This window comes from Streptomyces sp. NPDC002513, from assembly GCF_053595355.1.
Genome location: NZ_JBSFXK010000013.1, coordinates 114797 through 128220, shown reverse-complemented (window position 1 = coordinate 128220; position 13424 = coordinate 114797). Strand labels below are relative to the sequence as shown.

Below are 13424 nucleotides of genomic sequence, written 5' to 3'. Positions count from 1 at the left end.
GCGTCACCGGCTCCACGGACTGAGGGCCGCCGCTGCCACACGGCACGGCGGCCCTTCCGGCTGCCCTGACGTGCCCCCACCCAGGCGCGCCCCCGGGCAGAATTCACACCAAAGGGAACACCCGCGTGACGACGGCGACGGGACGGGCCCCGGCGGGGCGGAGCGTGGGGCGCTGTTCCCGGTCCCGGTACCGGTCGAGTTCACGGCGTACCGCTTCGGCGACGGCGGTCATCTCCTCGGGGGTGAGATGGACGACCGCGCTGAACGCCTCGTCCCGCTGCCACTCCTCGGGCACGCCGTCCTTCTGCGCGAGCCACTGCCGGTAGCTCTCGTCCTCCAGACCACGGGCCAGCTCCCCGAAGCCCCGCGGCTCGGCGGGCCGCCCCCGCAGCCGCCACGGCCTGGCCCGCCCGCGGCTCTGCGGCACTTCCTCGATGCGTCCGTACCGGGCGAGTTGCCGCAAATGGAAGGAGCACAGGCCGGAGCTGTAGCCGAGCCGGGCGGCGGCCTCCGTGGCGGTCACGGTGCCCACCTCGGCGAGCAGGTCCAACAGAGCGGTGCGCACGTCGTGTTCCGGCAGTTCGTCGGACCGCCGGTCGAGTTCTTCCTCAGCCACTTCTTCCTCAGTCACTTTGCAAAGTGTGCTACTTTGCAAAGCAGTTGGCAAACGGTAGGGGATCCGGCGGACCGGTGCGGTCCGCCCGTGCGCGAGGGAGCGGCGGATGCCGGGGGTGTTCCTGTCGGGGAAGCGCGTCGACTCGTACCCCCTACGAGCGCCGGAGGCGGGGCGCGGCAGGGTGCGGCGGGTCACAGAGGTGGGCGAGGAGGTGTTGCGCCGGCCCTGCCGCGAGGTCACCGCGGCGGAGTTCGGCTCGCCGGAACTGGCCGCGCTCATCGACGACATGTTCCTGACCATGTACGTGGCCGACGGCTGCGGACTCGCGGCGAACCAGGTCGGCGTGGACCTCAGGCTCTTCGTCTACGACTGCCCGGACGAGGACGGGAACCGGCACGTCGGCCACCTCGTCAACCCGGTCGTGGACGAGCCCGGAACCGCCGGCCGGCGCCTCCTCGACGAGCCCGAGGGCTGTCTGTCGGTACCCGGCGCCCTGCGGGAGGTGCCCCGTCCCGACCGGGCCGTCGTCCGCGGCCGGGACAAAGACGGCGCATCACTCGTCATCGAGGGCACCGGCTACTTCGCCCGCTGCCTGCTCCACGAGACGGACCACCTGAGCGGTCACGTCTATCTGGACCGCCTCTCGAAGCGCGACCGCAAGGACGCGCTCCGGCAGATGGCGGAGCGGCGCGAGGAGGTGTTCGCGCGACGCGCGGCCAAGGCGGCCGAGCTGAGCACCCCGTAGAGCGCACACGCCTCCACAGCCCGCAGGGGCACGTACGCCCTCAGCCTGGGCGCGCACGGAACCGTGCGCAGGGCTACGCCTTCGGAGCTACCTTGGAGAGGCCGTTGATGACCCGGTCCATCGCGTCGCCGCCCGTCGGGTCCGTCAGGTTGGCCAGGAGCTTCAGCGTGAACTTCATCAGCATCGGGTGCGTCAGGCCCCGCTGTGCCGCGATCTTCATCACCTTCGGGTTGCCGATCAGCTTCACGAAGGCGCGGCCCAGCGTGTAGTAGCCGCCGTAGGTGTCCTTGAGGATCTTCGGGTAGTTGCGCAGGGCCAGTTCGCGCTGGGCGGGGGTCGCGCGGGCCACGGCCTGGACGATGACGTCCGCGGCGATCTGGCCCGACTCCATGGCATACGCGATGCCTTCGCCGTTGAAGGGGTTCACCAGGCCGCCCGCGTCACCGACGAGCAGCAGGCCCTTGGTGTAGTGCGGCTGGCGGTTGAAGGCCATGGGCAGGGCGGCGCCGCGGATCGGGCCGGTCATGTTCTCGGGGGTGTAGCCCCAGTCCTGAGGCATCGAGGCGCACCAGGCCTTGAGCACCTCGCGCCAGTCCAGTTCCTTGAAGGACGCGGAGGTGTTCAGCACGCCCAGGCCGACGTTGCTCGTGCCGTCGCCCATGCCGAAGATCCAGCCGTAGCCCGGGAGCAGCCGGTCCTGGGCGCCGCGCCGGTCCCACAGTTCCAGCCAGGACTCCAGGTAGTCGTCCTCGTGGCGCGGAGAGGTGAAGTACGTACGCACCGCGACGCCCATCGGACGGTCCTCGCGGCGGTGCAGGCCCATCGCCAGGGAGAGCCGGGTGGAGTTGCCGTCCGCGGCGACGACGAGCGGCGCGTGGAAGGTGACCTCGCGCTTCTCCTCACCCAGCTTGGCGGTGACGCCGGTGATACGGCCGGTGCGGTCGTCGACGACGGGGCCGCTGACGTTGCAGCGCTCGTACAGGCGCGCGCCCGCCTTCTGGGCCTGCCGGGCCAACTGCTCGTCGAAGTCGTCGCGCTTGCGGACGAGTCCGTAGTTCGGGAAGGAGGCGAGATCCGGCCAGTCGAGCTGGAGGCGGACACCGCCGCCGATGATCCTCAGGCCCTTGTTGCGCAGCCAGCCGGCCTCCTCGGAGATGTCGACGCCCATCGCCACGAGCTGCTTGACGGCGCGCGGGGTGAGGCCGTCGCCGCAGACCTTCTCCCTGGGGAACTCGGTCTTCTCCAGCAGGAGGACGTCGAGTCCGGCCCTGGCCAGGTGGTACGCGGTCGTGGAGCCGGCTGGCCCCGCGCCCACGACGATCACATCGGCGGTGTTGTCGGAGAGGGGCTCGGTCACGGCGGGATCTCCCCAAGGTTCGAATTGTGCGTGCTGACGAGCACTGGACATGGGCAGTCTATTCAGCAGAATTGATCACCCGGCTGAAGGGCTGCCCCGTGAACCGAGCTCTCCCTGTAGTACGGTTGCGCGTTCCCACCGACGAGGACGCCGTCGCCTGGCACCGGGTCTTCGACCACCCGGATGTGATGGAGTTCCACGGCGGCAGATCGGCCGAGCTGTCCGTCTACGAGGAACTCACCGCCCGGCAGCGGCGGCACGACGCCGAGCGCGGCTTCTGTCTGTGGACCATGCTCGACGAGTCCGGTCAGGTCATCGGTTTCACCGGCGCCCAGCCCTGGCCGCAGGACTGGGGGCCGCGGGGCGAGATCGAGATCGGCTGGCGGCTCGGGCGGGAGCACTGGGGCAAGGGGTATGTCACGGCGGCCGCGCGGATGACCCTGGAGCGGGTCCGCGCGGCGGGCGTGGACGGCGTGGTGGCCATGGTCAACGGCCGGAACGCCAGGTCGATCGCGGTCACCCGGCGGTTGGGCATGAGCCTTGCCGAGGTCTTCACGACGCCGGCATCGCAGCAGGTAGGACACTGCTACAGACTGGCGTTGTGACGTGGAGTAGCCAACTGCTACAGAAAGAAGCGCAGCTCTTCCGGGTGGCACCCTCGGCCGGTTACCCTTCCCGTACCGCTGGGGGTGACATCTATGCCCATAACACCCAAAACGCCCAACGTTCGCGTGCCGCGCCTGGTCGGTCTGATGGCGATGGACGCATGCGAGGCCGCCGCGAAGCTGGGCGTGGCCCTCGCCGCTCCCGACCGGCCGGACTTCCACCGCACCGTCGTCGACTACGTCGTACGCCAATATCCCCTGCCCGGCACCGAGGTACCGCGCGGTGCCGTGGTCACCGTGTGGTTCGACCTCAGTGAGGGCGAGGGCGGCGGAGGTGCCGGGGTCCGCGAGCCACGGCTGCCCATCCCGCCCCCGGGCGGGCTGCGCCGCGAACTCGACGCACCCGGAGACGCCTTCGAGGTGCTCAGGTGAACCCGGCCTCCGGCAGCCTTGCCTGCCCCGGGCCGCTCCCGGCCACCGGCAGGCTTCCCCACCCCAGGCCGCTCCCGGCCCCCATCAGCCTTCCCGGCCCCGGGCCGCTCCCGGGCGTCGGCGGCTTCCGTCAGCCGTGCTTGAACCCGCGGTGCAGCGCGACGATGCCGCCCGTCAGATTGCGCCACGCCACGTTCGACCAGCCCGCCTTGCCCAGCCGCTCGGCGAGGGCCGGCTGGGCGGGCCAGGCGCGGATGGACTCGGCGAGGTAGACGTACGCCTCCGGGTTGGACGACACCGCGCGGGCCACCGGCGGCAACGCCCGCATCAGGTACTCGGTGTAGACCGTGCGGAAGGGCGCCCACGTGGGATGCGAGAACTCGCAGATCACGACCCGCCCGCCCGGCTTGGTCACCCGGTACAGCTCGCGCAGCGCCGCATCGGTGTCCTGCACGTTGCGCAGCCCGAAGGAGATCGTCACGGCGTCGAAGACGTCGTCCCGGAACGGCAGCCGCGTGGCGTCGCCCGCTGTGAACGGCATCCAGGGGTGCCGCCTCTTGCCGACCTGGAGCATCCCGAGCGAGAAGTCGCAGGGCACCACATAGGCCCCCCGGCGCGTGAACGGGAGCGACGAGGTCGCCGTGCCCGCCGCCAGGTCCAGGACCTTCTGCGCGGGACGCGCGTCGACCGCCTTCGTGACCTCCTTGCGCCACACCCGGTCCTGGCCGAGGGACAACAGGTCGTTCGTCAGGTCGTACCGTTCCGCCACGTCGTCGAACATCGAGGCGACTACGTGCGGCTGCTTGTCCAGGGATGCGCGGGTCACCGTCCCATTGTGGCAGGAGGGGGTACGGCGTCACGGCAGCAGCCTCGGCTTCCGCCGGGCGGCCAGGTCCTCGACCCGTCCCACGAGGGGGTACCGCGCCCCGGACCGGTCCCCACGGCATCCACCACTGCCTGGGGGCGCCGCCGGCCCGCCTGGAGGCGCGCGTCGCCGTACCGCTGGTGTTCGCGAAACTGCCCGAACCGGCCCTGGACGGTGAGCCGTCCCACCGTCCCTCCACCGTCTCCCGAGCACTTTTCTCCTTGCCGGTGACGTTCAGGAACGTAGGCTGATCGGCATGAAGATCCTCGGTCTGTGCGGAAGTCTGCGATCCGGGTCGTTCAACGCGTCCGTGCTGCGCACAGCGGTGGACCTGACCATCGCCCCGCGGGAACTCGTCGTCTGGCCGGACCTGGGCCGCCTCCCCTTCTTCAACGTCGACGTCGAGGAGACCGCACTGCCCGGCATCGTGGCCGAGCTGCGCTCCGCGGTCGGCACGTCCGACGGTGTGCTCATCGCGAGCCCTGAGTACGCCCACGGCACTTCCGGCGTGCTGAAGAACGCGCTGGAGTGGCTGGTCGGCGGTGGCGAGATCGCAGCCAAGCCGGTAGCCCTGGTCAGCGCGTCCACCGCGATCACCGGCGGTGACAACGCCCGGGCCTGGCTGTCGCAGACCCTCACCGTGATGGGGGCACAGGTGATCCCGCAGGACCTGCGCATCCCGCAGGCCGCGCGGAAGATCGCGGACGGCAGGGTCACGGACGAGCCGACCGTGGCCGCCCTGCGCGACCTCCTGGACGACCTCGCCGGCGCCGCGGCCGAGGCGCGCGAGGACAACGGCACCTTCGCCTGACGCGGAGTGAGGTTCCCCTGAGGTTCCCCCGCTGAACTGGACAGCCTGATGTCGGGACGGTTGAGTCCCGGAGAAAGCAGTCCACGTAGTGAGCGGCAAGAACAACATGAGCAAGCGGTACACGGCCGAGTTCAAGCGGGATGCGATCGCTCTCGTACGGTCCTCGCCGCATCAGCTCCGCCGTGCGATGCTCCCCCACTGCCTGAAAGGCGTGGGGGCACCCCCAGCACCGGACGCCGCGGGCTTCCCGGCAAACCTTTCCGGCCACAGCACTACCGCCGCCGGTGGAGCAGACGGCCCGCGATCACCGTCGCCACGCACGTCCCGGCCCCGCGTTCGACGAGGGCGGCCTCGTCGGGGACGTCGAAGACGGCGAACGTCGCGTCCCAGCCGTCCCCACCGTCCGGCGGAAGCGGCAGCGCAATCGCCTCCGCCAGGCTCCGCCCGGCCAGCGGGTCGAGGGACGGCGGGCCCGTGGGACGCTCGAAGCGCTCCTCCTGGGTCAGACCCGCCCGGTACAGGGCGTCCACCACGGCGGGCCGCGACAGGCGTCCGGCCACGGCGACCGTGCCGTGCGCCAGCATCCGCTGCACTCCGCGCCGCGCGCTCGCGCCCCAGCGGGCGTCACTCATCGCCGTCGCCGTGAGGTCCTCGCCCGTGAGCGGCTCGGTGCCCGGTTCGCCGGCCTCGCGGGGGTCGGGATGGTAGGCCCGCTCCAGCAGTTCGGGCCCGTACGGATTCAGCAGTCCCGGCGTGAGCAGTCCCGGCCAGCGCCGCACCCGGGCCGTCGGGCTCGCCGCCGCCAGCTCCTCGAACAGGCCGACAGCCGCGCACGTCCGGCCGTCGACGAGCACCGCGCCACCGGGCAGGGCGGGCCGCCGGTCCCCGGTGACCAGGAGATCGGCGGCATGGATCGTCAGCACGCGCGTCCTAGTGCCGCGGCAGGCAACGTTTGCCCGTTAAGGAGCGGCGTCCGGTGCGTGCTCTCGGCGTGCCGCCCGGAAGTCCTCGTACTGGATGTACTTGGGCTTTCGGGCGGTGCGGCGAGAGTGCGTGCCGGGCGTCGCGACGGGGTGAACGTTGCCTGCCGGGGCACTAGTTGGAGGCGAGCAGCTTCAGCTCGGGGTGGGCCGTGCCGCCCTCGATCGCCGTCGACGAGATGTGGGAGACGACCCGCTCGTCGACGGGGTCGTTCGCCGGGTCGTCGTGCACGACGAGGTGCTCGTACGTCGTCGAGCGCTGCGCCGGGACCCGGTCGGCCTTCCGGATCAGGTCGATGATCTCCTGGCGGTTGGAGCGGTGCTTGGCACCGGCCGAGGAGACGACGTTCTCCTCCAGCATGATCGAGCCGAGGTCGTCCGCGCCGTAGTGCAGCGACAACTGGCCGACCTCCTTGCCGGTGGTCAGCCACGAGCCCTGGATGTGCCGGACGTTGTCGAGGAAGAGGCGGGCGATCGCGATCATCCGCAGGTACTCGAAGAGGGTCGCCTGGGTGCGGCCCTTCAGATGGTTGTTCTCGGGCTGGTAGGTGTACGGGATGAAGGCCCGGAAGCCGCCCGTGCGGTCCTGTACGTCACGGATCATCCGCAGGTGCTCGATGCGCTCGGCGTTGGTCTCGCCGGTACCCATGAGCATGGTGGACGTCGACTCCACGCCGAGGTTGTGCGCGGTCTCCATGATCTCCAGCCAGCGCTCGCCGCTCTCCTTCAGGGGCGCGATCGCCTTGCGGGGCCGCTCGGGCAGGAGTTCGGCGCCGGCCCCGGCGAAGGAGTCGAGTCCGGCGGCGTGGATGCGCGTGATGGCCTCCTCCACCGAGACGCCCGAGATCCGTGCCATGTGCTCGACCTCGGACGCCCCCAGGCTGTGGATGACCAGCTGCGGGAAGGCTTCCTTGATGGCGCGGAAGTGCTTCTCGTAGTACTCGACGCCGTAGTCCGGGTGGTGACCGCCCTGGAACATGATCTGGGTGCCGCCGAGTTCGACGGTCTCGGCGCAGCGGCGCAGGATGTCGTCGAGGTCCCGGGTCCAGCCCTTGGCGGTGTCCTTCGGAGCCGCGTAGAAGGCGCAGAACTTGCACGCCGTCACACAGACGTTCGTGTAGTTGATGTTGCGCTCGATGATGTACGTCGCGATGTGCTCGATACCGGCGTACGCGCGGCGGCGTACGGCGTCGGCGGCGGCACCCAGCGCGTGCAGCGGGGCGTCGCGGTAGAGGACGAGGGCCTCTTCGGGGGTGATCCGCCCACCGGCGGCGGCCCGGTCGAGGACGGCTGTGACATCAAAAGACGTGAGGTCGGCCTTCTCGGTCACCGGGGCGTCCCTTTCGTAAGGGTTGTGGACGGACCAAGTCAGCCTACGCCAGGGGCTTCGCCGGGCCGACGTCAGGCCGCGCCCGCCCGGCGGAGGAACCGGCTGCCCACGATCGCCCGGGGGCATTCCGGAGCTGCACTTATGACGTCGTTCGCTGCCTCTTCGTGCACCGAAGTGGGGATCGCTCCCCCGCCCGCGCCTAACCGGAAGCAGACTTCTTCATTGCCACAGAGACATCTCATACGGAAGGAGGACGACATGAAGCGACGCATTCTCGGGATGAAGCTGGGTGCCGTCGTCGGAGGACTGGTCGCGGCCGCACTGGCCTTCGGCGCGGTGGCCACGGTTTCGGTGACCGACAACCCCGGCCACAAGACCACGCAGGCCGCGCCCCCCGGCCACGACTGGTAACAGCTCGCCGGTGGATCGATCCGCTGCCGCCGGAAGGGTGCGAGGACCGGCTTCCGGTCCCCCACCGAGTCGGCGCAGGGATCTTGCGATGGCCGCCCCTGGTCCTGGGGGCGGCCATCGCGCCGTTCTCCGAGGAGATCAGCCGCTGCCGCCCGCGCCGGTCAGCAGCCCCACCAGGGCGCCGGCGATGAGGAACGGCCCGAACGGGATCGCGGTGCGCCGCCCGGCCCGGCGCGCGAGCACGAGCGCGAGCCCGTACAGCCCGCCGAGGAGGAACCCTGTGAAGGTGCCGAGGACCACGGCCGGCCAGCCGTACCAGCCGAGCACCGCGCCGAGCCCGAGGGCGAGTTTGACGTCACCGAAGCCCATGCCGTTCGGATTGACGAGGAAGAGCGCGTAGTACACGCCGCCGAGGACGAGGGCGCCGAGCAGCGCGGTGCGCCAGTGCCCCGCGTGTCCGGGCAGGGCCGCCGCGACGGCGAGCAGGGCCGGGGCGGCGGCCGCGAGCGGCAGGGTGAGCACGTCCGGCAGCCGCTGCACCCGGAAGTCCACGATCGTCAGCAGTACGCCGACGGGGGCGAGCAGCAGCCAGACGGCCAGCTCGGGCCGGGTGCCGGTGGCGAGGGCGAGGGCGGCGCAGACCAGGGCGGTGACCCCGCACACCAGGACGGTCCGGGGGCCGTACGCCCGCCCGTCGGCGCACCGGGCCCGGCCGAGCCACCCGTCGATGGGGTGCCCGTGCGGACACCGGTCGCGCCACGGCCGCTCGGGCTCGACGCAGAGCCGGTACGCGACCCGGGGCACCAGCACGCCGACGCCCGCACCCCACACCGCGGCGCCGACGGCCGGCCAGAGGTCCACCTCACCGGCCTGAAGCGGCTGCATGGCACCACCCCCCTCCCCCGTACGGCCTCCCAGCAGGGTAGTGCCCCAGGGAGAGCCCGCTAGGGCTCCAGGAGCCTCACCTTCACGTCCGCGGGGAAGCCCGTGGTCGGCCCGACCCGCCGGGCGAACTCGGTGACCGCCGCGAGCTGCGGGTCCCGGAAGTCGAAGTCGAGCGTCGTGAAGTACCGCTCCAGCACGGCCGCGTCGAAGGCCTCCCAGCGGGCCGCCTGTTCGGCGACCTTGCCGACCTCCTCCAGGGACAGGTTGCGGGAGGCCAGGAACGCCTCGTGCACCCGTCGTGTGACGTCCGGTTCGCGCTCCAGGTAGTCGCGGCGGGCGGCCCACACCGCGAAGACGAACGGCAGGCCCGTCCACTCCTTCCACAGCGTGCCGAGGTCGTGCACGGCGAGGCCGTAGCGCGGGCCGTCGTGGAGGTTGGCGCGCAGGGCGGCGTCGCCGATGAGGACCGCGGCCTCCGCCTCCTGCATCATGAGGCTGAGGTCGGGCGGGCAGGTGTAGTAGTCCGGTGTCACCCCGTAGCGCTCGGCGAGCAGCAGTTGGGCGAGGCGCACCGAGGTCCGCGAGGTGGAACCGAGGGCGACGCGGGCGCCGTCGAGCTGGTCCAGGGGGACTTGGGAGACGATCACGCAGGACATCACGGGGCCGTCGCAGCCGACCGCGATGTCGGGGAAGGCCACCAGGTCGTCGGCGTTCTTGAGGAACTCGACCAGGGTGATCGGGCCGATGTCGAGATCGCCCCGCACCAGCTGCTGGCTGAGCTTCTCCGGGGTGTCCTTGGTCAGCTCCAGATCCAGGAGCGTTCCGGTTCTCGCGAGCCCCCAGTACAGGGGCAGGCAGTTCAGGAACTGAATGTGGCCGACGCGCGGCCGGGTGCGAGAATTGTCCACATCGCGAGACTAGACCCCGTGCGGTACGGTGCCTGCCTCAGGGGCGGCGAGCGGCCTCGGATACCTGTCGGCTCGCCGGTGTCAACCCCTTCGTCCACTCTTCGACACCGTGTCGTCAGTTCAGCCCATACCCGTTCAAACATTCGGGTGAAGTGATCTTGCCCCCTATTGCTTTCGGCTGCCCGCGTGCTAGGCTCGCCGCAAGTTGCAGTTTGGTTTCCTTGCAGTACAGAGCCTGCGGAGCATGTGACCGCGGGCTCTCGTCGTTTTCAGAGACATGCAGTTGTGCGGCGCTTCAGTTTTCACACTTGCAGGTTCTGGAGCAGGGCAACCCTTTGGGCCCAAGGAGGGCTTATGGCTACCGGAACCGTGAAGTGGTTCAACGCCGAAAAGGGCTTTGGTTTCATCGCCCAGGAAGGCGGCGGCCCCGACGTCTTCGTCCACTACTCCGCGATCAATGCGAACGGCTTCCGCTCGCTCGAGGAGAACCAGCAGGTGAGCTTTGACGTGACCCAGGGCCCGAAGGGCCCGCAGGCGGAGAACGTCACGGCCATCTGAGTCGCTGACCCGGAGTTTTCGGTCTTCGGTTCCAGGCCTTCGGCTCACCGGCCTTCCGGCCCATTGAGTCCGATGCTTTGATCCGGAACGGACAGCAGTACCCAAGGAGCCCCCCGCGCCATCCGGCGCAAGGGGCTCCTGCTTTTTTGCGCACGCGCTTTCCCGCCGGTTTCCCACCGGTTCACCACCGCGGCCGCCGCCCGCATATACCCAACCGGCCCCGATGCCCCGCCCGGAATCACCCCGCGTTTCCGCATCATGCGCAAAAGGCGCCCGGAAGACGGCTGGAAGACATGCTGCGGCGGACGGGCCCCGCGCGCCAGAGCCCGACGCCCTACTCAGCGGATCGTTGTACGGCCCGCCGTGGTGCGATCCGGGAGGCCGAGCAGTGCGTGGCGCGCGGCGACCTCACCGAGTCCTTCAGGCCCGCTCCCGGACGGACCCGACCCGTGATGGAGCAGTCCGTCCCGGAGAGGCCGATCGGCGGACGCGAGATCCATGCCAAGCAACTCGAACAGTTGTTGCGCACCGGACGCATGCGGTTCGTCGCCCGGGAGTCGGCCATGTGACCCGCTACCACTCCACCGGAAGCTCCAGCGGGAAGCGGCGGATCGTCTCCGTGTCCCAGCGGATCTCCTCCGGCGGTACCGCGAGCCGCAGGTGCGGGAAGCGTTCCAGGAGCCGTCCGATGGCCACTTCCAGTTCCGCCATGGCCATCGGTACGGCGATGCACCGGTGGCCGCCCCAGCCGAAGGTCATATGGGGCAAGGTGGGACGGTCCGGGTCGATGACGTCCGGGTCCGGGTAGCGCTCCGCGTCGCGGTTCGCGGTCAGGTACGACACATGGACGTAGTCGCCCGCCCGGATCCGTACCCCGTCGATCTCCACGTCCTCCAGCGCCACCCGGGGAATGCCGACCCCCTTGCGGAAGGGGATGTAGCGCAGGATCTCGTGCAGCGTGGCCGACAGGGTGTCCGGCCGGTCGTGGAGGTGCCGCATCAGCGCGGGGCGGGTCAGCAGCAGATAGACGATGTCGCTGATCTGGCAGGTGGCCGTGTCCTGCCCGCTGAGCACCAGCGTCAGCGCCATGACCGCCAGTTCCTGGTCGTCGAGCGCGTCCTCGCCCTCCCGCGCGGCGGCCAGCGCGCTGATCAGGTCGGGGCCGGGGGCGCGCCGCCGCTGTTCGACCTGTTCGCCGAAGTACGCCCGTAGCTCCGCCTTGGCGGCCGCGGCCGTCTCGCGGCTGTCCGGGCCGGTGGCGAGCAGTTGGTGGACGTACTCCTGCATCCGGTCCCAGTCGTTCTCGGGGATGCCGAGGACGTCGAAGATGGTGCGCCGGGGCAGCGGGTTCGACAGATGCTCGACCAGGTCCGCCGGCGGCCCCTGCGCCTCCATCTCGTCGAGCAGGGTGTCCGCGAGCCGGGTGATGCGCTGCCGCATCCGCTCCACCTGCCGCTGGGAGAAGGCCTGGGAGGCGAGGTGGCGCAGCCGGCTGCTGTGCGGCGGGTCCATCACGTTGATGGACTCCGGGGAGACGATCGGCTCCGGTGTCAGCCGGGGGTAGTCGGTGCCGATGATCGCCGCCCGGCTGAACCGTTGGTCGCTGGTCACCTGCCGCACCCCCTCGAAGCCGGTGACCAGCCAGGCGTCGCCGTCGCCGTACGGCAGCCGGATACGGGTGAGGGAGTCGCGGGCCATGAGCTTCGTGAGCGAGGGGTCGAACTCCAGGCCCTCGCTGAAGTCGAACGGGCACATGAGGGGTTCGTTGCCTGGGGTCATCGTGCGGTCTCCGTTTCCAGCGGCCTTCGTGTTCCGTGCTCCTGCCATCGGTGCGCCTGCCATCCGTGCTCCGCGGGTCCGTCAGTCCTCCGTCACCGGCCTGACGTCGGTGGCGGCCACCGCGGCGCGCAGGCCCCGGGCGAGCTCCAGGGCGTCGCCGACGGCCCAGAAGTGGACGAAGAACAGGCGGGGTTCGTCCCTGAGGCCGTGGTGGTGCAGTTCGACGAGTTCGGTCCCGGCCCGGCGCAGGGCCGCGAGGGCGTCCTGGACCTCCCCGGCGACCAGGCAGCAGTCCCCGCTGACGGCGGCCCTGCCGCCGCCCAGCGGCTGCCAGTTGAGCGCGGTCGTGGACCCCAGGCCCGGCGGCAGGACCCGCTCGCCGTCGGTGATGGTCTCCCGGCGGACGAAGGTGCTCCGGTAGATCCCGTCGTCGACGCTGCCCTTGACGCCCAGCGCGGCGTCGATGCCGGCCGTGTCGAGGCCGAGGCGGCGCGGCGGGGGGTGGCCCGGGGGCGGGGTGCCGGTGTGGTCGAGCGCCGTGCGCAGGCCGTGGGCGAGGGCCACCGGGTCGCGGCCGTGGGCGTGGACGTGCACCCACCAGACGTCGGGGCTCTGGGAGAGCAGGTGCTTGTGGAGCGCGGTCTGCTCGATGCCCTGCTCGTACAGGACGTCGGAGAACCCCTGGAGTTCGGTCTCGGTGACCACCGTGTCGCCCATCACCGTCGTGCCGCCGTCGGCGTAGCGGACGAAGGCCAGGTGCGACGCCAGGGCGAGTGCGGGTTCGACGTGGACGCCACGGGAGAAGACGGCGAGGTCCCGGCGGACGAAACCCGTGTGGTACATCACGTTCCGCTTCATGTCGCCGGTCCGGCCGAGCGTGTCGGCGACGGCCTTCCAGTCCGACAGGGCGGTGGGCACGGGACGGATCAGCTCCCGGCCCCGTTCCTTCGCCGCCGTCGCGGACTGGGCGCGGGCGGCGGTGGGCACTCCGGCCGGCAGCGTCGCCAGGGCGGCCGCGGCCAGCAGCCGTCGCCGTGACGTGCCGGTGTCCGGTCGGGAGTCGTGCGGTCGGTGCTCAGCCATCATGTGCGCCTCCTGACGGGATGGAAGCACGCAGGGCCCCCCGCACCCGCCAGCAGCGC

General features: G+C 70.8%; 15 protein-coding genes. 6 read left to right on the top strand and 9 right to left on the bottom strand.

What is annotated here, in order from left to right:
• Positions 1-103 precede the first annotated feature (103 nt).
• Positions 104-631 carry an ArsR family transcriptional regulator gene (locus ACWD5Q_RS12350; RefSeq protein ID WP_451426938.1) on the bottom strand — a complete coding sequence of 176 codons (528 nt, stop codon included), beginning with the start codon at positions 629-631 and terminating at the stop codon, positions 104-106.
• A 91-nt stretch (positions 632-722) separates the two neighbouring features.
• On the opposite strand from ACWD5Q_RS12350, the gene def reads away from it, so the two are divergent.
• Positions 723-1361 carry a peptide deformylase gene (gene def, locus ACWD5Q_RS12345; protein WP_451426937.1) on the top strand — a complete coding sequence of 213 codons (639 nt, stop codon included), beginning with the start codon at positions 723-725 and terminating at the stop codon, positions 1359-1361.
• A 73-nt stretch (positions 1362-1434) separates the two neighbouring features.
• On the opposite strand, the gene ACWD5Q_RS12340 is transcribed toward def, so the two are convergent.
• Positions 1435-2769: a geranylgeranyl reductase family protein gene (locus ACWD5Q_RS12340; protein ID WP_451426936.1), complete on the bottom strand. Its 1335-nt coding sequence runs from the start codon at positions 2767-2769 to the stop codon at positions 1435-1437.
• 47 nt (positions 2770-2816) lie between these two features.
• Here ACWD5Q_RS12340 and ACWD5Q_RS12335 point away from each other — a divergent pair, with 47 nt between their 5' ends.
• Both ACWD5Q_RS12335 and ACWD5Q_RS12330 read left to right on the top strand, forming a co-directional pair.
• Entirely contained in the window at positions 2817-3323 is a 507-nt protein-coding gene (locus ACWD5Q_RS12335; RefSeq protein WP_451426935.1) for a GNAT family N-acetyltransferase, read from the top strand.
• A gap of 93 nt (positions 3324-3416) precedes the next feature.
• Positions 3417-3755, top strand: coding sequence for a PASTA domain-containing protein (locus ACWD5Q_RS12330; RefSeq protein ID WP_451426934.1), 339 nt, complete (start codon positions 3417-3419; stop codon positions 3753-3755).
• Positions 3756-3885: 130 nt separating this feature from the next.
• On the opposite strand, the gene ACWD5Q_RS12325 is transcribed toward ACWD5Q_RS12330, so the two are convergent.
• A complete protein-coding gene (locus ACWD5Q_RS12325; RefSeq protein ID WP_451426933.1) occupies positions 3886-4581 on the bottom strand; it encodes a demethylmenaquinone methyltransferase in 696 nt (231 codons plus the stop codon).
• A gap of 295 nt (positions 4582-4876) precedes the next feature.
• Between ACWD5Q_RS12325 and ACWD5Q_RS12320 the strand changes: the two genes are divergently transcribed.
• Entirely contained in the window at positions 4877-5431 is a 555-nt protein-coding gene (locus ACWD5Q_RS12320; protein ID WP_451426932.1) for an NADPH-dependent FMN reductase, read from the top strand.
• A gap of 272 nt (positions 5432-5703) precedes the next feature.
• On the opposite strand, the gene ACWD5Q_RS12315 is transcribed toward ACWD5Q_RS12320, so the two are convergent.
• Positions 5704-6354, bottom strand: coding sequence for a hypothetical protein (locus ACWD5Q_RS12315; protein ID WP_451426931.1), 651 nt, complete (start codon positions 6352-6354; stop codon positions 5704-5706).
• A 172-nt stretch (positions 6355-6526) separates the two neighbouring features.
• Positions 6527-7741: a cyclic dehypoxanthinyl futalosine synthase gene (gene mqnC, locus ACWD5Q_RS12310; RefSeq protein ID WP_451426930.1), complete on the bottom strand. Its 1215-nt coding sequence runs from the start codon at positions 7739-7741 to the stop codon at positions 6527-6529.
• A 258-nt stretch (positions 7742-7999) separates the two neighbouring features.
• On the opposite strand from mqnC, the gene ACWD5Q_RS12305 reads away from it, so the two are divergent.
• On the top strand, positions 8000-8152 hold the full coding sequence (locus tag ACWD5Q_RS12305; RefSeq protein ID WP_451426929.1) for a hypothetical protein: 153 nt from the start codon (positions 8000-8002) through the stop codon (positions 8150-8152).
• Positions 8153-8290: 138 nt separating this feature from the next.
• On the opposite strand, the gene ACWD5Q_RS12300 is transcribed toward ACWD5Q_RS12305, so the two are convergent.
• Entirely contained in the window at positions 8291-9037 is a 747-nt protein-coding gene (locus ACWD5Q_RS12300; RefSeq protein WP_451426928.1) for a prepilin peptidase, read from the bottom strand.
• A 59-nt stretch (positions 9038-9096) separates the two neighbouring features.
• Positions 9097-9945 carry a menaquinone biosynthetic enzyme MqnA/MqnD family protein gene (locus ACWD5Q_RS12295; protein ID WP_451426927.1) on the bottom strand — a complete coding sequence of 283 codons (849 nt, stop codon included), beginning with the start codon at positions 9943-9945 and terminating at the stop codon, positions 9097-9099.
• 354 nt (positions 9946-10299) lie between these two features.
• On the opposite strand from ACWD5Q_RS12295, the gene ACWD5Q_RS12290 reads away from it, so the two are divergent.
• Positions 10300-10503, top strand: coding sequence for a cold-shock protein (locus ACWD5Q_RS12290; protein ID WP_043442843.1), 204 nt, complete (start codon positions 10300-10302; stop codon positions 10501-10503).
• A gap of 573 nt (positions 10504-11076) precedes the next feature.
• On the opposite strand, the gene ACWD5Q_RS12285 is transcribed toward ACWD5Q_RS12290, so the two are convergent.
• Together ACWD5Q_RS12285 and ACWD5Q_RS12280 are read right to left on the bottom strand one after the other, a co-directional pair.
• Positions 11077-12282, bottom strand: coding sequence for a cytochrome P450 (locus ACWD5Q_RS12285; RefSeq protein WP_451426926.1), 1206 nt, complete (start codon positions 12280-12282; stop codon positions 11077-11079).
• Between the two features lie 81 nt (positions 12283-12363).
• The gene (locus tag ACWD5Q_RS12280; RefSeq protein WP_451426925.1) at positions 12364-13368 is read right to left on the bottom strand and encodes a DUF1259 domain-containing protein; all 1005 of its coding nucleotides are present in this window, start codon (positions 13366-13368) and stop codon (positions 12364-12366) included.
• Positions 13369-13424: the final 56 nt, after the last annotated feature.